This window comes from Pseudoalteromonas lipolytica (genome assembly GCF_900116435.1).
Classification (GTDB): domain Bacteria; phylum Pseudomonadota; class Gammaproteobacteria; order Enterobacterales; family Alteromonadaceae; genus Pseudoalteromonas; species Pseudoalteromonas lipolytica.
Map to the genome: position 1 here is coordinate 141,123 of NZ_FPAZ01000011.1, position 18,262 is coordinate 159,384.

At 43.4% G+C, this 18,262-nt stretch carries 18 protein-coding genes and 1 riboswitch; of the genes, 13 read left to right on the forward strand and 5 right to left on the reverse strand.

Annotation, left to right across the window (positions count from 1 at the left end; translation table 11 throughout):
- Window positions 1-10: 10 nt before the first annotated feature.
- The gene (locus BM378_RS13160) at window positions 11-3,736 is read right to left on the reverse strand and encodes a nitrate reductase subunit alpha (protein ID WP_074989361.1); all 3,726 of its coding nucleotides are present in this window, start codon (window positions 3,734-3,736) and stop codon (window positions 11-13) included.
- Between the two features lie 267 nt (window positions 3,737-4,003).
- Here BM378_RS13160 and BM378_RS13165 point away from each other — a divergent pair, with 267 nt between their 5' ends.
- The 10 genes from BM378_RS13165 (at window position 4,004) to BM378_RS13210 (ending at window position 11,987) form a co-directional block, all read left to right on the forward strand.
- The gene (locus BM378_RS13165; protein WP_083422916.1) at window positions 4,004-5,827 is read left to right on the forward strand and encodes a histidine kinase; all 1,824 of its coding nucleotides are present in this window, start codon (window positions 4,004-4,006) and stop codon (window positions 5,825-5,827) included.
- 123 nt (window positions 5,828-5,950) lie between these two features.
- Window positions 5,951-6,082, forward strand: a riboswitch (molybdenum cofactor riboswitch).
- Entirely contained in the window at window positions 6,070-7,041 is a 972-nt protein-coding gene (gene moaA / locus BM378_RS13170) for a GTP 3',8-cyclase MoaA (RefSeq protein ID WP_036973049.1), read from the forward strand. It overlaps the preceding riboswitch by 13 nt.
- Before the next feature lies 1 nt (window position 7,042).
- The gene (mobA, locus tag BM378_RS13175) at window positions 7,043-7,615 is read left to right on the forward strand and encodes a molybdenum cofactor guanylyltransferase (RefSeq protein ID WP_074989362.1); all 573 of its coding nucleotides are present in this window, start codon (window positions 7,043-7,045) and stop codon (window positions 7,613-7,615) included.
- The gene (gene moaB, locus BM378_RS13180) at window positions 7,603-8,154 is read left to right on the forward strand and encodes a molybdenum cofactor biosynthesis protein B (RefSeq protein WP_036973048.1); all 552 of its coding nucleotides are present in this window, start codon (window positions 7,603-7,605) and stop codon (window positions 8,152-8,154) included. Before mobA ends, moaB begins: the two co-directional genes overlap by 13 nt.
- Entirely contained in the window at window positions 8,154-8,624 is a 471-nt protein-coding gene (moaC, locus tag BM378_RS13185; RefSeq protein WP_065978348.1) for a cyclic pyranopterin monophosphate synthase MoaC, read from the forward strand. The genes moaB and moaC overlap by 1 nt, the downstream gene beginning before the upstream one ends.
- Before the next feature lie 15 nt (window positions 8,625-8,639).
- Complete coding sequence (gene moaD, locus BM378_RS13190) at window positions 8,640-8,885, forward strand: molybdopterin converting factor subunit 1 (protein ID WP_065978349.1); 246 nt, start codon at window positions 8,640-8,642, stop codon at window positions 8,883-8,885.
- 2 nt (window positions 8,886-8,887) lie between these two features.
- Entirely contained in the window at window positions 8,888-9,337 is a 450-nt protein-coding gene (locus BM378_RS13195; protein ID WP_065978350.1) for a molybdenum cofactor biosynthesis protein MoaE, read from the forward strand.
- A gap of 10 nt (window positions 9,338-9,347) precedes the next feature.
- On the forward strand, window positions 9,348-10,100 hold the full coding sequence (gene modA, locus BM378_RS13200) for a molybdate ABC transporter substrate-binding protein (RefSeq protein WP_074989363.1): 753 nt from the start codon (window positions 9,348-9,350) through the stop codon (window positions 10,098-10,100).
- 4 nt (window positions 10,101-10,104) lie between these two features.
- Window positions 10,105-10,797: a molybdate ABC transporter permease subunit gene (modB, locus tag BM378_RS13205; RefSeq protein WP_036973043.1), complete on the forward strand. Its 693-nt coding sequence runs from the start codon at window positions 10,105-10,107 to the stop codon at window positions 10,795-10,797.
- A gap of 14 nt (window positions 10,798-10,811) precedes the next feature.
- A complete protein-coding gene (locus tag BM378_RS13210) occupies window positions 10,812-11,987 on the forward strand; it encodes an ATP-binding cassette domain-containing protein (protein ID WP_051501922.1) in 1,176 nt (391 codons plus the stop codon).
- On the opposite strand, the gene BM378_RS13215 is transcribed toward BM378_RS13210, so the two are convergent.
- Genes BM378_RS13215 through narL form a run of 3 tightly spaced genes read right to left on the reverse strand, consistent with a single transcriptional unit; the run spans window position 11,984 to window position 14,196 of the window.
- Window positions 11,984-12,268: a hypothetical protein gene (locus tag BM378_RS13215; RefSeq protein ID WP_036973042.1), complete on the reverse strand. Its 285-nt coding sequence runs from the start codon at window positions 12,266-12,268 to the stop codon at window positions 11,984-11,986. The two genes, BM378_RS13210 and BM378_RS13215, sit on opposite strands and share 4 nt — an antisense overlap.
- A 15-nt stretch (window positions 12,269-12,283) precedes the next feature.
- Window positions 12,284-13,540: a molybdopterin molybdotransferase MoeA gene (moeA, locus tag BM378_RS13220; protein WP_036973041.1), complete on the reverse strand. Its 1,257-nt coding sequence runs from the start codon at window positions 13,538-13,540 to the stop codon at window positions 12,284-12,286.
- A gap of 2 nt (window positions 13,541-13,542) precedes the next feature.
- Window positions 13,543-14,196: a two-component system response regulator NarL gene (gene narL, locus BM378_RS13225; protein ID WP_036973040.1), complete on the reverse strand. Its 654-nt coding sequence runs from the start codon at window positions 14,194-14,196 to the stop codon at window positions 13,543-13,545.
- Window positions 14,197-14,474: 278 nt separating this feature from the next.
- Between narL and BM378_RS13230 the strand changes: the two genes are divergently transcribed.
- Together BM378_RS13230 and BM378_RS13235 are read left to right on the forward strand one after the other, a co-directional pair.
- Window positions 14,475-16,088 (forward strand): MFS transporter, encoded by a 1,614-nt coding sequence (locus BM378_RS13230; protein ID WP_036973039.1) that lies wholly within the window; start codon window positions 14,475-14,477, stop codon window positions 16,086-16,088.
- 69 nt (window positions 16,089-16,157) lie between these two features.
- The gene (locus BM378_RS13235; protein ID WP_036973038.1) at window positions 16,158-16,529 is read left to right on the forward strand and encodes a hypothetical protein; all 372 of its coding nucleotides are present in this window, start codon (window positions 16,158-16,160) and stop codon (window positions 16,527-16,529) included.
- Window positions 16,530-16,663: 134 nt separating this feature from the next.
- Here the strand turns inward: BM378_RS13235 and ubiT are convergent, their stop codons facing one another.
- Window positions 16,664-17,182 (reverse strand): ubiquinone anaerobic biosynthesis accessory factor UbiT, encoded by a 519-nt coding sequence (ubiT, locus tag BM378_RS13240; protein ID WP_074989364.1) that lies wholly within the window; start codon window positions 17,180-17,182, stop codon window positions 16,664-16,666.
- Between the two features lie 80 nt (window positions 17,183-17,262).
- Between ubiT and ubiU the strand changes: the two genes are divergently transcribed.
- The gene (ubiU, locus tag BM378_RS13245; protein WP_074989365.1) at window positions 17,263-18,255 is read left to right on the forward strand and encodes a ubiquinone anaerobic biosynthesis protein UbiU; all 993 of its coding nucleotides are present in this window, start codon (window positions 17,263-17,265) and stop codon (window positions 18,253-18,255) included.
- Window positions 18,256-18,262 lie beyond the last annotated feature (7 nt).

Here is an 18,262-nt window from a genome sequence, read left to right on the forward strand (position 1 = left end):
TTATCCTCGGTTACTCGTTATCTAGCCAATCAACCTTGTCCATCTTACGGACAATTACAAACTCATCACGATTACAGCCCACAGTACCGTAGTAGTTAAAGCCGTATGATTGCTGTGCATAACCCCCAATCATATGGGTTGGTTTCATGATGGCGCGGGTAACTGAGTTATGAATACCGCCTCGAGTTCCTGATATCTCAGAGCCTGGTGTGTTTACAATGCGCTCTTGTGCGTGGTACATCATGCTCATACCTTGTGGTACACGCTGTGATACGACGGCACGTGCTGCAATGGCACCATTAACATTGAAGATTTCGATCCAATCGTTATCTTTAATACCCCCTTCTGTGGCATCCGTTTCACTGATCCAAACAATCGGACCACCACGGCTTAATGTCAGCATAAGTAGGTTGTCTGAGTAGGTTGAGTGAATACCCCATTTTTGGTGTGGCGTAATCCAGTTTAAAACTAACTCTTTATTACCATTAGGTTTTTTATCTAATAATGGTTGAGTTGTTTTTAAGTTTACAGGTGGTTTGTACGACACCATAGTTTCACCGAAATCACGCATCCATTGGTGATCTTGGTAAAATTGTTGACGGCCGGTAACGGTACGCCAAGGGATCAGTTCATGCACATTGGTATAGCCTGCGTTGTAAGACACATGCTCATCTTCAAGCCCTGACCATGTTGGTGAGCTGATGATTTTACGTGGTTGTGCTTGAATATCTCTGAAGCGAATTTTTTCATCTTCTTTAGGGGTTGCTAAGTGTGTATGGTCGCGACCCGTGAACTCACCCAATGCTTGCCACGCTTTAACAGCAACATGACCATTGGTTTCAGGAGCAAGACTTAAAATGACTTCAGCTGCATCAATAGCGGTGTCTATTTTTGGACGACCTTTTTGTGGGCCTTCGCTGGTGTGCGTGTAATTCAACTCACCTAAAAACTTCACTTCTTGGTCTGTATTCCAATTAATACCTTTACCCCCATTACCGAGTTTCTCGAGCAGTGGCCCAAGAGAGGTAAAGCGGTTGTAGGTATTAGGGTAGTCACGCTCAACTTCGATCATATTGGGTGCTGTGACACCAGGGATCAGATCGCATTCGCCTTTCCACCACATACTAATGCCGTCTGGCTGGGCTAACTCGCTTGGCGTGTCGTGCATGAGTGGCGATGTTACTAAGTCTTTCTCAACGCCTAAGTGACCTTCACATAAATCAGAGAATTTTTTCGCAATGCCTTTGAAAATATCCCAATCCGAACGTGATTCCCACACTGGATCAACCGCTTTTGAAAGTGGGTGAATGAATGGGTGCATGTCGGATGTATTCATATCATCTTTTTCGTACCAAGTTGCGGTTGGTAACACGATATCGGAATACAAACAGGTCGTTGACATACGGAAATCAAGTGTGACCCATAAATCAACTTTGCCCTCTGGTGCATCATCATGCCAGACAACGTCTTCAGGTTTTTTATCTCCGCTTTCGCCAAGATCTTTACCTTGCAAGCCATGCTTAGTACCGAGGAAATGACGCAGCATGTATTCGTGACCTTTACCCGATGAACCCAGTAAGTTAGAGCGCCAAATAAACATGTTACGCGGGAAGTTTTTAGGGTTATCAGGGTCTTCACATGCAAAGTCTAAATCACCTGATTTAAGTTGCTGCACTGCATAATCTTTAGCTGATAATCCTGCTTTTTCTGCATCTTTACACAGTTGCAGTGGGTTCATGCCTAGTTGAGGGGCAGAAGGTAACCAGCCCATGCGTTCTGCACGTGTATTGTAGTCAATGATTGAGCCAGTCCAGTTTTCTTTATTTGCTAAAGGAGACAGCACTTCGGTCATTTCAAGTTTTTCATAACGCCATTGATCAGAATGGTTATAGAAGAAAGACGTCCCGTTCATTTGACGCGGCGGACGTTGCCAATCCAAACCAAACGCAAGCGGTAACCAGCCACATTGTGGACGTAACTTTTCTTGGCCTACATAGTGAGCCCAGCCACCACCAGATTGACCCACACAGCCACACATCATCAGCATGTTGATTAAGCCACGGTAGTTCATATCCATGTTGTACCAGTGGTTAAGTCCAGCACCCACGATGACCATGCTGCGGCCACGAGTTTTGTCTGCGTTATCGGCAAACTCACGCGCTACTTGGATTACGTGAGCTGCGTTAACACCGGTGATTTTTTCTTGCCATGCCGGTGTATACGGCACATTGTCTTCATATGATTTTGCAACCGCAGGGTCGCCCAAGCCGTTGTCAACGCCGTAATGCGCAATCATTAAGTCAAATACGGTGGCAACGAGTGCTTCGCTACCATCTTTGAGGGTAATTGTTTTAACAGGGACTTTACGAACTTGAATATCGTCATGTTCAGTATGTTGGAAGTAACCAAGTTCATGTGCTTGGCCACCAAAGTAAGGGAATAATACTGATTCAACTTTATCTGAGTGATCTTTTAAGCTGAGCGCTAACTTGATATCGCTGCCGTTTTTTCCTTCACGTTGCTCAATATTCCACTTGCCTTTTTCACCCCAACGATAGCCAATAGCCCCCGTTGGTGAGACAAGTTCATTGCTTGTTTCATCAAGACCAATGGTTTTCCATTTCGGGTTGTTGTCTTGGCCTAAGTTATCAGCCAAGTCTGCTGCACGTAAGAAGGCACCTTGTGTGTAGCCTTGGTCGGTTTTATCCAACACGACAAGCATAGGCATATCGGTGTAGCGGCGAACGTAGTCGGTAAAATAACTACTTGGTTTTTCAATGTGGAATTCTTTTAGAATTACATGTCCAAAGGCCATTGCCAGAGCGGCATCGGTACCTTGTTTTGGCGACAACCAAATATCTGATAATTTAGAGCACTCAGAGTAGTCAGAAGTAATAACAACCGTTTTGGTGCCTTTGTAGCGTACTTCAGTGAAGAAGTGAGCATCAGGAGTACGTGTTTGTGGAACATTTGAGCCCCAAGCAATGATATAATTTGAGTTATACCAATCAGCTGATTCTGGAACGTCTGTTTGTTCACCCCAAATTTGTGGCGATGCAGGTGGTAAATCACAATACCAGTCATAGAAGCTTAAGCAGTTACCACCAATCAGTGATAAATAACGCGAACCAGCCGCGTAGCTAACCATGCTCATTGCAGGAATAGGTGAGAATCCCATGATACGGTCGGGGCCGTACGTTTTTGCGGTGTAAACATTAGAAGCCGCGATGATCTCGTTCACTTCATCCCATTTAGCACGGATCAAGCCACCTAAACCACGTTTTGATTTGTAGCTTTTCGTTTTAGCAGGGTCAGTAACAATCGATTCCCATGCTTTAACTGGATCACTATGTACTTGCTTAGCTTCGCGCCACAGTTTTAATAATGCTTGACGAACTTTAGGGTATTTTAAGCGGTTGGCACTGTAAATATACCACGAGTAGCTTGCTCCACGAGGACAACCACGAGGTTCATGATTTGGTAAGTCAGGACGTGTACGAGGGTAGTCTGTTTGCTGAGTTTCCCAGGTAACTAGCCCATCTTTTACATAAATTTTCCAACTGCATGAACCTGTACAGTTTACACCATGTGTAGAGCGTACAATTTTGTCATGCTGCCAGCGACGACGATAGCCGTCTTCCCAATCGCGATTTTCATCAGTTGTTACACCGTGACTACCCGCAAAGCTTTGCTTGTTAGTCTTGAAAAAGCGCATTTTATTCAACAAATGGCTCATTTACTTATTCTCCTATCCTGCTCAACTTTAGCGCTCAATCACTAGGCACCTTGAAGCGGCAGAAAGCTACATTGCAAATCAAATATAGTGTTTCACCGCTACAGTAACTTGATGAGGATCAATATCTCAATGGGGGGTAAGGCCATGAATATTATGAGAATACCTACAAAGAGGTAGTGTAAATGTGGGGCTGTTAGGGTGAAAATACTGGTGTTGATAACATACAAGCGTTATGGTTTCGTAACATAGAAAAGGTGGGTAATTATTGTGGGTATTCGGTTAAATGAACTAAAAAATCGATTTAATGGCTCGGTCATGGTGTATATCAAAGGGTCATTGGTCGGGATTATTAGTCTGGCCATTACGACCTTGTTTGCATCGTATTGGATCACAGAATTAGCCGACTTAGATGCTCGCGCAATTAATTTGAGTGGCTCGCTAAGAATGGAGTCGTATCAGCTGGGAATGTACGGCCTTGAAGGAAACAAACAGGAAATAGATAAACGCATTGCAATATTTGAAGAAAAACTAAGAAACCCCATTTTTCAGAAGCTACAAAATGATGAACAGTTAAATGTGTTGTGGCAGCAAACCATTGTTCATTGGCAATCATTCTTAAAGCCCGCACTGCTTAACCTACCGATAGAAGATAAGGCTCAATTTAATCTCTACGTAAAAACACTCGCTCAAAATGCTGATGCATTTGTTTATGCGGTGCAAATAGATGCTGAAAGCAAAATTAGATTACTGCGCACTATTCAAGTTGGCGCGTTGTTTATTACCTTATTGGTGGGCATGTTTACCTTGCATTTAATCAGTTTAAGGGTTGAAAAGCCTTTGGCTGAACTGACTCACGCTGCCTACGCTATCGGGAAAGGAAATTTTACGCATCATGTTGATTTACAGGGCGATGACGAACTGGCGTTAATGGGAGCCACCTTGAACCATACCTGCGAGGCGATAGCATCAATGTATGGCCAACTTGAATTACGCGTAAAGCAGCAAACTGAAAAGCTTGAGTTAAATAATCAGACCCTTGCGTTTTTGTTTAAAACAGCCCGTTTGCTACTGGAAACTAGAGAAAAAAAGCATGACTTACAGCAAACGTTTGATGAGTTGTCGCAACTCATTGGCGTTAATGACATTGAGTTATGCTTAATGACATCGGGTGGCGACCAGCCGTATGTACAAATAAAACCAACACACGATGACAAGGGAGCATGCCGCGCTCAAAGTTGTGATAACTGTATTGGGAGCGCTGCATTTGTATCAATTGATGACAGCACCGTAACACGCTTTCCATTAGTGTATGGGGATAACCATTACGGTGTGATTGTTGTGCGTGGAGGCAAATGCTTTGCCGAAGATTCTTGGCAGTTACAGCTTGTTCAGTCGGTGACCGACCAGGTTGCCTTGTCGCTTAACCTTGACGAGCAGCATAATCAAGACCGTCGTATCGCGTTACTCCATGAGCGTACGGTGATTGCGCGTGAGTTACATGACTCTTTAGCACAAGCATTATCGTATTTGAAGATTCAAGTGACGCGCTTGTCGAAAACGCAGAATAAGCAGCAATATGATATGCAGCAGCCGATTATTGATGAACTTAAAATGGGGTTAGATTCTGCATATCGGCAATTACGTGAACTATTAACCACTTTTCGTTTAAAAATGGTGGAAGAGGGGTTAGAGGCATCGCTGAATAAAACCATTGATCAGTTAGCCTCGCAAAGCAGCATTTCGTTTCATTTAGAGTTTGCCGTTAAGCAAGTGCCTTTATCACCAATGGAAGAAATTCATATCTTACAAATTGCACGAGAGGCAAGCCAAAACACCGTGCACCATTCACAGGCGAACAATGCGTGGATCACCTTAAAGCAACTTGATGATGGTCAATTAGAGCTTGCTATTAGTGATGATGGTGTAGGGATTAGCCACAATGCGGAGAAATTAAACCATTACGGCATGGCTATTATGCAAGAGCGAGCCAAACACCTTAATGGTGAGTTAGTGGTATTACCTCGAGAAGAGCAGGGGACACAAGTAAAACTGACGTTTTTGCCTGTCGGCGGTAAAGATCTGTATCAGTGATTTAAAGATTTTATAATGTATAAGCGCATGATTGATAATGGGCTTGTTGCTGTAAATTACTTATTTGTGGGTAGTTTGTCTGCCCATTCTTTTGTATGGTGATGCAAATGCAAACTCTCTAAGCTGTATCCAAGATGCTGAAGTACATCGACCTAAACTAGTTTTTAGCATGGTTAATGTACCGTGGGTGACCACCGGGTAAATAAAGAAATTTGTTTGCCTCCCGACTTGGAAAGGCTGTGATGTTGCAAGATAATTTTGATAGAAAATATAATTACTTACGCTTGTCAGTAACGGAAGTCTGTAATTTTAAATGTAATTACTGCTTACCGGATGGCTACGTGTGTGATGCTCGTCCGAAAACCCTCAGTGTTGATAAAATTAGCACCTTGGTAAACGCCTTTGCGATGGCGGGTACTAAAAAAATACGCTTAACTGGCGGCGAACCTACTTTGCGCAAAGATCTTGCCGATATCGTCGCAGCATGCAGTGAAACCCAAGGTATTGATACCGTTGCAATGACAACCAATGGCTATCGCTTACTTGAAAAACTCCCTCGTTTAGTGGCCAGTGGTTTAACAAACCTAAACCTGAGCGCCGATAGCTTGAATCCTTATACATTTTCGCAAATCACCGGCAGTGACTCATTACATGAAGTGCTTAGCTGTGTTGATAAAGCCTTAGAGCTGGGTGTTAAAAAAGTTAAATTAAACGCGGTCTTACTCAAGCAATACAATGCCAACCAATTACAGCAATTTCTTGATTATATTAAAGATAAGCCTGTCACATTTCGTTTCATTGAACTGATGCAAACCGGTGATAACCGGGCTTATTTCAATGCCCAACATGTACAAGGTCAGCAACTTAAACAGCAGCTTTTACAGTCGGGTTGGCGAGCAGCCCCCAAAGCGGTGGATGCGGGCCCAGCCGAAGAATTTTTTCACCCTCACTATGCGGGTCAAATTGGCTTGATCATGCCTTACAGTAAGGCATTTTGTGCAAGCTGCAACCGCTTACGCGTCTCTGCTGAAGGCAAATTGCATTTGTGTTTATTTGGTGAAGCAAATGATGACTTAACGCCATGGTTAGATAATCAAGATGTTAGAGGCTTAGCTACTCACCTTTTAAGCAGTGTTCAACATAAATGGCAAGGCCATCAATTACAAATGGGACGAACAGGGCTGACCAAACAACTGGCTATGTTAGGGGGTTAGTATGTTAGTGGGTATTGTTCTGGCTGGAGGGCTTTCTCGCCGCATGGGGCAAGATAAGGCTTTACTTGAAATTAATGGTCAAACGCAATTAACACGCGCGATTGCTTGCCTTAAAGACGCGGGCTGCGATGAGGTCATTGTGAGTCGAAATAGCAGCGGTTTTATCGTTGATAAATTTGTACAGCAAGGACCTGTTGCAGGTATTCATGCCTGTTTGAATCACGCTGAGTATGATGATGCGCTTGTTATTCCTATTGATATGCCGCTGCTATCTAAAACAAGTTTACGCACCCTTATCAACCAAGGGCGCAGACGAGATTGTGCCTGTTACTTTGCACACAGTGTATTGCCTTGTTACCTCAATCGGCTTGAACGCGCGAGTTTAATTGCCCAGCAACGTTTAGAGCATGGGCAGCGCTCTGTCAGTGGTTTACTTGAAGAGCTTGGAGCGGCCGTCATTGAATTGTTTGAGTCAAATGGCGAGGGTCGTGAACTATATAACGTTAATACACCACAACAATGGGCACAGGCTCGTTGTTTGGTTGATCAAAAGGATTACGCATGGCGCGAGTAAAAAGCAACCGCTTTGTACCATTAAACATAGCGATTTTAACAGTGAGTAATAGTCGAGGCCCTGAGCAAGACACTGCGGGTGATTTGTTGCAGCAAAAAGTCATAGACAGTGGGCATCATGTGCTTAATCGACAATTACATAAAGCCAATATTTATAAAGTACGCGCGGAAGTCGCTACATGGATAGCCAGTGACGATATTGACGTGGTACTGATTTCTGGTGGCACTGGACTGACACCAGATGATATTACGCCTTCGGCAATCGATGTGTTATTTGATGTGTCTGTGAGCGGTTTTGGTGAGTTATTCAGGCATTTGTCTTGTTCGCAAATTGGCACCTCATCACTGCAATCCAGAGCTTTAGCAGGGCTTTCGAATAGAACCCTTGTTGTTGCTATGCCGGGTAGCCCAAATGCGTGTGCTACCGCCTGGGATGAGATTTTATGTCAGCAACTCGATTCGCGGTGTGGGCCATGTAATTTTGTAGCAGAGCTTAAATCACATCGTGTTGAACAATGCCACTCTCGGGAGATGAATTAATGCAGTTAACCCACATAGATAAAAGTGGTCAAGCAAGCATGGTTGATGTTGCAGATAAATCAGCAACAGTGCGAGAAGCGCGTGCATGCGCAACGGTCGTGATGCAGCCAGAAACGCTCGCTCTTATTGAGCAAAATCAGTTAGACAAAGGCGATGTATTAGCTGTCGCACGTATTGCAGGAATTCAAGCAGCAAAAAAAACAGCTGATTTGATCCCCCTTTGCCATCCGTTGGCGTTAAGTAAGGTGGCGGTTGAGTTTTCTATTAACAACCAAGGCAGTGCGGTTGATATTCACAGTTATTGCAAGTTAGTTGGGCAAACCGGGGTTGAAATGGAAGCGTTAGCTGCGGTATCGATTGCAGCACTCACTATTATCGATATGTGTAAAGCGGTTGACCAAGGTATGACAGTACAGAACATGCGAGTTACCTATAAAAGTGGTGGCAGACGCGGCACCTATATTGGCTAATTAAGGGGAGTATGAATGAATAAGGTACTTTTTTTTGCACAGTTACGTGAACGTTTAGGCTGTGACTCGGTGCAACTAGATGCACAAGGTATGTCGGTTAGGCAGTTACGCCAAACATTGGCTGAACGAGATGAGCGTTGGCACACCTGGTTACTCGATAAAGATGTGTTAGTGGCCGTAAACCAAATTTTGGTTGATGATAATGCTGCGGTCGGCACTGGCGATGAGGTTGCTATGTTTCCACCTGTCACTGGAGGTTAGTGATGATCCGTGTACAAGAACATGATTTCGATATGAACGAAGAGTATCAATCCATGTTAGCTGACGACTCGGTGTCGGGCGCCGTGGTTATGTTTGTAGGCCGTGTTCGCGACATTAATCAAGGCCATCAAGTCGATAGCTTATATCTAGAGCATTATCCGGCGATGACAGAGAAATACCTTACCCAGTTAGAGCAGCAAGCGTTGTCATTATGGCCTTTGGAAAAGGTAACCTTAATTCACCGCGTTGGTAAATTAAGCTTAACAGATCAAATTGTGCTGGTGGCAGTGTCGAGTGTCCACCGCGAAGCCGCATTTGAAGCAGCACAGTATTTAATTGATTTACTTAAAGCGCGTGCGCCATTTTGGAAAAAAGAGCACGTTGAAGGGGAGCAGACTCGTTGGGTGAGTGCCAATCATAAAGATCAAATAGCGGCTGCCCAGTGGCTGTAGGGTTGAAACAATGCAGTGGCTAACAAATAAACTAACCACATACACGATAGCGACTGTGCTGGTTTTATTTTGCTGTGTATTGCCTGCAAGCGCTAATGATGAAGACACATCTTCTTCGCTAACGATTGCTTGCTCGGCTAACTTTGTCGCTGTAATGGATCAGTTGCTGCCAGTATTCAAAGCACAGATTAAAACCGATATACAGGTTAAAGTGGTGACTGGCTCATCAGGCACACTCGCAACACAGCTTCGTTATGGAGCCCCTTATGACGTATTTTTTTCAGCCGATGCAATATTACCTACACAACTAAAAACCGATGGTTTTGGCATTGAAAGCACAGTGTATGCGCTTGGCGAATTGGTGTTTTATTCGTCTGAGGGCTATGACAGTTTGGAAGGCGTTATGACACGTTTGCCCCACATCACTTTAGCTATTGCGAATCCACGTTATGCACCTTATGGACAGGCTGCGGTTGAGGTATTGGCTCATTTACAAACCAAGCCGAAAAAAACAGTAACGGGGGGATCTATTTTGCATGCTTTTCAATATGTTGAAAGCCAAAATGCAGAGTTAGGCTTAATTGCAAAAAGCCTACTGCAACAACCACATAATGGCACGGCTATCGCCATTCCCAGTGAGTGGTATCAGCCAATTGAGCAGCATGTTTTATTAGTAAAAGACTCAGTGTTTGCGCGTCAGTTTTATCATTTTGTTCAAACTGAACAAGCACAACAGTTAATAAAATCAATGGGCTATAGGTAATACTATGAGCGAGGGAGACTTGCAAGCCATCTTTATTACGTTAAAACTTGCTGCGTTAAGTACGCTGGCGTTGTTAGTAATAACGATTCCCTGCGCATATTGGCTTGCGCGAAGTAAACGGGCCATAAAACCCTTCCTCGAAACCTTAATTACCTTGCCTTTAGTTTTGCCTCCTACGGTATTAGGGTATTACTTTTTAGTGTTATTTTCGCCGCAACAAGGTATCGGTTTATGGCTGCAAAATACCTTGGGTATACAGTTAGTCTTTAGCTTTTCGGGGATTTTAGTGGCGTCGATGATCTACAGCTTACCTTTTACTTTTCGGCCCTTACAAAGTGCATTTGAACAATTGCCAGATAACTTATACAGCAGTGCTGCCTTATTGGGCTTTAAGCCATGGAAGCAGTTTTTATGGTTAGTACTCCCCATGATTAAACCGGCTATTTATACCGCTGCGACTTTAAGCTTTGCCCATACGGTGGGGGAGTTTGGTGTTATTTTAATGATTGGCGGTAATATTCCAGGAGAAACTCAAGTTGTGTCACTGGCGTTATTTGATCATGTTGAGAGTTTTAATCTTCAGGCTGCAAATATGCTTGCAGGGCTGATGCTCGTGTTCTCATTTGCCGTTGTGTTTGCATGTCAATGGTGGCAAAGACAAACGCAGCGTGTAAGTACACCAACCAGCTTGCTTTGAATAGGTTTAAACAGATGATGGCATTAAATAGCGACAGCAGCATGGGTATTTCAGACCCACAGTGTACGTCTAAGCCTGTGGTTGCGCATATTGAACTTAATTGTTCAGAGCCTGTTACTCAGCAACTTGATTGTCAGCTTAAGACCTTGCAAATAACGGTGTTATTAGCCCCAAGTGGTACAGGTAAAAGCAGTTTGTTTAATGCAATTGCGGGTGTTGCTCCTGCTTCTGGCGGGTTAAAAGTAACAGGGCAGCAGCAGTTAGGTATGCCAGCACATAAGCGCCGCATCGCTTACGTAACACAGTCTCCTTTGTTATTTGACCACCTAAGCATTGCCGCTTTATTAAAGTTGGTTGCTAAGCAACAAGCGCAGCCATTTGATATAAGTTGGGCAATAGACCCCTTAGGGCTGACCGACAAACTAGTGTATCGGGCTCACCAATTAAGTGGTGGACAGCGCCAGCGCGTTGCGCTTTTGCTTGCGATGATAAAAGGAGCGCCTTTATTATTATTAGATGAAGTGCTTACCGGTCTCGATCAACTTAATAAGCAAGCCTGTATAGGGGTTATAAAAGACTACCTTTGTAAAGTGCAAGGTGCTGCTTTGTTAGCATGCCACCAACTGGATGATGTATTAGCTTTAGCTGATAGCTGCTTATTGCAGCATACGATAAACAATAGTACACAGTGGCAAATGTTCCCTGTGGATGAAGGTGTTGAGCGTTATCAGCAGCAGTTACTAGAGAGCCAATCGAGTGAGAACATACAGGGAAGTCAATTTACCTCTATGTTTTACGGACAGGTTCATGCTCACTTTCCTGCGCTGGGCTTAACGGAGTATCACGTTGGCGGGCAGCGCTGCTTTGCTGCGTATAATTCAGAGCATCAAATAGGGCGTTTGCAGCCATTAATACTGAAAGCAAATCGTCTGGGTTTATCAAAAATAGCACTACCAGAGAGTAGTTTTGTGAACCAATTAAAAGTGCGGATCACGGCGTTTTACCCCGTTAATATGGGAAAAGAGCAAGGTATGTTGGTGAAAGTAAGGCTCGCTAACAGCGAACAAGACGGTGTGCATAAACCCGCATCATTGCATGTGTGGATCACGCGCTTATCATTTAATCAACTACAGCCTAAACTAGATGAAACGTGGTATTTAATAGGTAAAGCGGACGCATTACACGGTTAACTATCGACTAAGTTATTTCTTACTAAACCGCGTTTTACATTTTTGCAGAGCTTCGCGAATCGAGAAATATCGTCAAAATTAGGGATTGTGCCTATTTGCAGCTGGTGTTCCCAGTAGCATAGTTCGGTATCAACCAACTCCATTAGCTTCTTAGGGCAGCCGATACACGAGTTATCGGTGCCACAAAAAAAGGTATCAGGTTCGTATAAGGGAAGCTCTACTTTTACCTGCTCGATTAATTGCTGCATGGCGGTGACGCGGTCAGGTTTACGTGTTTGCATTTGACTGCTTTGCTTCTAATTTAATGCACAATCAAAAGGAATAAAGGGCACTAAGTCGCCACTTTGCCACTGAGTTTTTTCAGCATCAAGCAATAAATAACCTTGGCTTTTTGCAAAAGTACTGAGCATGCCAGAACCTTGTCCTTTTAAAGGCTCAACATAGGTTCCTGTGTTATCGACAACTAATGATGCACGAATAAATTCAGCGCGACCTTGTTTTTTACTAATATCACACGCTAAAGGTAACTTAAGGGGAGGCTGTGTACGCACTGTTTCACCAGCCATTTTACGAAGCGCAGGTATCGCGAGTTGATGCAATGTCACAACACTTGAAACCGGGTTGCCCGGTAATCCCATAAATCGCTTGTTGTGGCCGTCTTGTGTTAAATGCTGAAAATGACCGTATGCGAATGGTTTACCTGGCTTTATTGCTACTTTCCAAAACTGCATTTGGCCAAGCTCTGTGAGCACTGTTTTTGTGTGATCAGCATCACCAACCGACACACCACCCGAGGTAATAATGACATCGGTATTTGAAAGTGCTTCTTCAAAAGCCAACCTTAGCGCGTCAGGGTCGTCAGCAATGATGCCAAAATCCTGCACCGCAAAGCCTAAATTAGTTAAAATAGCCTGAATCGTGTAACGGTTAGTATCGTAAATTCCACCTTGTGAAAGTGGCGTGCCGGGTTCAAAAAGTTCATCGCCCGTAGAAATAACCCCCACTTTAAGTGGCTTATAAACGCTAACAGAGGCAATACCAAGCGAGGCAAGCATACCGATATCTGTGGCTGTTAAACGTTGCCCTGATGCAAATAATTGGCTGCCAATACTGATATCTTCACCTTGTTTACGTACATTTTGTGCAAAGCAAGGCTTAGTGTTTAAAGTGATTTTTTGTTCAGTGGATACCGTGACATGTTCTTGCATTATCACCGTATCAAAACCAGCCGGAATATGTGCGCCTGTCATGATGCGTATGCAGCAACCTGATTGCCATTCGCCGTTGAATGGATGCCCGGCATAAGCAGTGCCAATAATATTTAAATGTGTGTGTTCATTTAAGTCACTAAAACGAAATGCAAAACCATCCATTCCTGAGTTATCTGCGTTAGGCACATTAATGTCGGCGATAATCGGTGCAGCAAGAATACGACGATGAGCAGCCGATAAAGGCAGTGTCTCTGTTTTAACTAATAACGGCGTGTCTGATAAAAGTGCTTCGCTAGCGTGTTGAAAAGAGAGCAGGGGCTGCTCACTCGAAAATTGATTCATTATTAAGCCCCTTTTTGCTGATTGATTATCCACACGGCAGCTTCAACACGTGAGCGCAGGTTTAGCTTTTTCAGCAGGTGTTTTACGTGCACTTTAACGGTGCCATCAGAAATATCTAATTCTCGTGCGATTAACTTGTTTGATAACCCTTTCGCAATTAACTTGAGGATTTCAAATTCACGGCTAGTGAGTGAATTGAGGATGTTCGCTTTTTGCGATACATCAGGTTTGCGGATAGCTTGGGCGAGTACCCCTGTGAGCTTTTCACTCAGCACCATTTTACCCAGTGCCGCTTGTTTTATTTTTTCGAGAATTTCTTCAGGATCCATGTCTTTTAGTAAGTAACCATCTGCGCCATAGCTGATTGCAGTGAGCACGTCTTCATCGTTATCAGAAACCGTTAGCATAATAATACGCGATGTAACATCACTGGCACGCATGGCTTTAAGGGTTTCTAAGCCATCCATTCCTTGCATATTAAGGTCAAGAATAATGAGATCGGGATCATGCTCTATAGCTAACTGTAGCCCTTCTTTGCCTGTTGCTGCCTCACCGATGACGACGAGTTCGTCTTCTAAATCGATTAACTGTTGTAGGCCTTTGCGTAGCAATGGGTGGTCATCAACTAATAAAATTGAGCTGGTTAGTGCATTCATACTTTAACTCTTTGTTGGCTTTAGCCTGAAAGACTGGCGGTTTAAAAATATCTTAACGTGGATCAATAAAGTATTCACCAAAAAGCCTCCCTATTACTCCTAATAACCTTAAGCTTTCTTATATTACTTAATGATAAACAATTACTTACACTTAAATATACCCACTAAGTGGTAGTTGTTTGCTGTTTATGCTGTGTGTGGCTTACCCATCAATGTGAATTGTTGAGTTGATTTTATGTGCGCATAGTAAGTTCAATTAGAACGAAATGGAGCAGCATATGGCTGAACTAGACAAGTGGGAACCGGAAAATGAAGCTTTCTGGAATTCCCAAGGTAAAAAAATTGCGCAAAGGAATTTATGGATTTCGATCCCAAGTTTACTTTGTGGCTTCGCTGTTTGGCTTTACTGGGGAATCTTGACAGTTCAGATGATGAATGCAGGGTTTAGTTTTAGCGCAGATGAGCTATTTACGCTGACGGCGATAGCTGGACTTTCTGGTGCTACATTACGTATTCCCAGTAGTTTCTTCATTCGCTTTTGTGGTGGCAGAAACACGCTGTTCTTCACTACATCGCTACTCATAATTCCGGCTCTATTTACCGGCTTGGCATTACAAGACCCAACGACACCATTGTGGCAATATCAGTTACTTGCTTTGTTGTCGGGTATTGGTGGGGGTAACTTTGCTTCTTCAATGTCAAATATCAGCTTTTTCTTTCCAAAAAAACAACAAGGTTTAGCGCTGGGTCTCAATGCAGGGTTAGGTAACTTTGGTGTGACAACGATGCAGATTTTGATTCCATTGTTTATGACATATGGGGTGTTTGGTGCATTGGGCGGCGATCCAATTACGTTGGTGAGCACGTCGGGAAGTTTGATTGGTAAAATTCCAGCCGGTTCTGAAACTTGGCTGCAAAACGGTGGTTTTTTATGGCTACTGTTCTTAATACCGCTGTTCTTTGCAACATGGTTTGGTATGAATAACATTCGCACGCCAGAAGTGTCACCAAACTTAGGCAGCCCTCTGAGTGCATTTGCAATGATTTCTGTGATGCTAACGATTGGTCTTGCCACTGCGGCGGCTGGTCTGTGGCTGATGCTTCCTGAATCAGCAAATGGTTCTGGCTTTGGGGTACCGAAAGAGTTGGTACTGGTGCTGGTTGTTGCTATTACCGTATTTTTACTGAAGATGATACCGGGGGCGATTGGTAAAAGCCTCACTAAGCAATATCAAATCTTTAATAATAAACATACCTGGGTAATGAGCACGATTTACACCATGACGTTTGGTTCATTTATTGGTTTTGCGGCAGCATTTCCGTTAGCAATCAAAGTTATTTTTGGTTTTCAACACATTATGGTTGATGGTGTGATGACCCATAGTACCTTAAACCCAAATGGCCCAAGTGCGCTCATGTATGCGTGGATGGCACCATTTATTGGGGCATTAATTCGTCCACTAGGTGGGTGGATTGCTGATAAATGGGGTGGTGCGTTAGTAACACAAGTGTGTTCTGTGGTAATGATTACCTCGTCATTAGGTGCGGCCTATTACATGAAAGAGGCTTATCAGTCGCCTACACCTGAAGAGTTCTTTATGCCATTTTTCATCTTATTCTTAGTGCTATTTGGAGCAACAGGGATTGGTAATGGCTCAACCTTTAGAACGATTGCGATGGTGTTTCCTAAAGAACAAGCAGGCCCTGTATTAGGTTGGACTTCGGCAGTGGCTGCATACGGTGCATTTTATATTCCAATGGTATTTGGTCAGCAAATTAAAGCGACAACACCTGAGGTAGCACTGATTGGTTTCGCGGTATTTTATGCGCTATGTTTGATTATTAATTGGTGGTTCTACTTAAGAAAAGACGGCGAATTTTATAATCCATAACGATCTCCACTTGTCCAGAGCCATCAACTTCGGTTTTTGGCTCTTTTTCTATTGTTGCAGGAAAAGAATATGAGTAAGTTTCAAGAATTATTATCCATGGCTCGCCATCAAGCTGAACCCGTTAAGCTACTGTTGTTATTTACAAAAGCAAATGTTGAAAGTTCAGTTAACGATGTCAATAAAGGGGTGATTGAGCCTGTTATGTGTGTTGATAAACTGCCCAGTGAGTTAACTGACTATACGGCGCTTTGTCACGAAGCAGATAACATAAACCAAGCATGGGATTTATTATTTGTCACCAGTATTGGTGCTAATACAGAGGTCAGCCTGATTGAAAGTAGCATGAAGGCGATGATTAAAGACGTACAAAGTGGTAAAAACACGGCGTTGTATGTTGTCCTCGACAGAGAAGATAACCTTGTAGAAATGGTCGGTAGTTAAGTCAGTATAAAAAATTGCACGGCAATAATGGCACAAAGTAAGTGGTCGATATTAAACTGATTAATGGCCGTTAGTGTGCTCTGTGCACAACTCTCCTAAATGTAAAAAGAAGGCAGCTACTCGCTGCCTTCTTTTTATTGTAATGACTCTACGTACTCTGTTAACTGATTAAATAACCAGTCTGGCAAGCTTACTTGTGGGTCTTGCGTATCGAGCCAGTTTTTAACAGTTAGGCACAGTTCTGTGTCGCCTTGGATTGCTAATTTACGTGAGAAAAAAAGTGTATCAGGGTCGTATTTTCCACTCATCAAACTTAAAAATGTATCACTACTCCCCGTTAACTTTCCGTCGTATTTGAGGTGTTCTTTAGGGAGTAACCACGGTTTTATAGAGAAAATAGTTAACCGTTTAGAGGTCGCATTGAGCGAAATAAGCAAGCTGAGTGGCAGGTTATCGACGTCAATGCATAACTGTTTATCAATTAAAAAGTTGAGCTCACCGTCGTTGATCTGTGTTTTAAAAATGAGGTTTATTCGCTGTTCTATCAGCCAACTTATGCCTGCGGTTGGCGTGAGATGAGTAATAGCAGTTAGCCATTTCGGGGTAAAAAATGGCGGAGTTTTATGCTTCATAATATCAGTGAGACTAATCATATTAGTAGATTACCTTATTAGGTTTGCTGGCTTACCATTATTGATAATTTATTGCTTAGTTTAAATAATCAGGAGTGGGTATGGAGTTACTTTGCCCAGCAGGAAACTTACCCTCGTTAAAAAGGGCAATTGCGCAAGGCGCTGATGCGGTTTACGTTGGCTTAAACAATGATACCAATGCGCGTCACTTTGCGGGCCTTAACTTGAATGAGCGGCAACTCGTTGAAGCGGCAGACTATTGTCAGCAGCATAAAAGAAAATTGCATGTTGCTATTAACACCTTTGCTCACCCCAATCATTTTACAAGATGGAAGCATGCCATTGATGAAGCGATTGCGGTGGGGGTAGATGCCCTGATTGTTGCTGATATTGCTGCGCTTGATTTTATTGCGAATAATTATCCGCACCAAGAAATGCATGTCAGTGTGCAGGCATCGGTGACAAATGCACTCGCAATTGATTTTTATAAGCAGTTTGGTGTGAAGCGAGTGGTATTGCCTAGGGTATTAAGTTTGCAACAGGTCAGGCAATTGGCAACCACCACCGACATCGAACTTGAGCTTTTTGCCTTTGGTAGTTTATGTATTATGGCCGAAGGGCGTTGTTATTTATCTTCATATTTAACAGGCGAATCACCTAATACAACAGGTGCCTGTTCACCGGCCAAGTTTGTTCGTTGGCAACAACAGGGCGCTCGAATGCAATCACGCTTGAATGATGTATTGATTGATCAGTTCACTGACGATGAGCAAGCCGGTTATCCAACGTTATGTAAAGGGCGTTTTGTTGTTAATAACGAAACCTACCATGCCTTAGAAGAGCCAACGAGCTTAAATACGCTTTCTTTGTTACCTGAGTTATTAGCCATGAATATTGCGGCCGTTAAAATTGAAGGCCGACAGCGCAGCCCTGCCTATGTTGAGCAAGTTACACGCGTTTGGCGACAGGCTATTGACCATGCAAAGCAAAATGTGACTGACTTCAGTGTTGAAACGCATTGGCAAACGACGCTGGACAGTTTATCTGAGGGGCAGCAAACCACCTTAGGTGCGTATCATCGCAAGTGGAAATAGGAGTAAC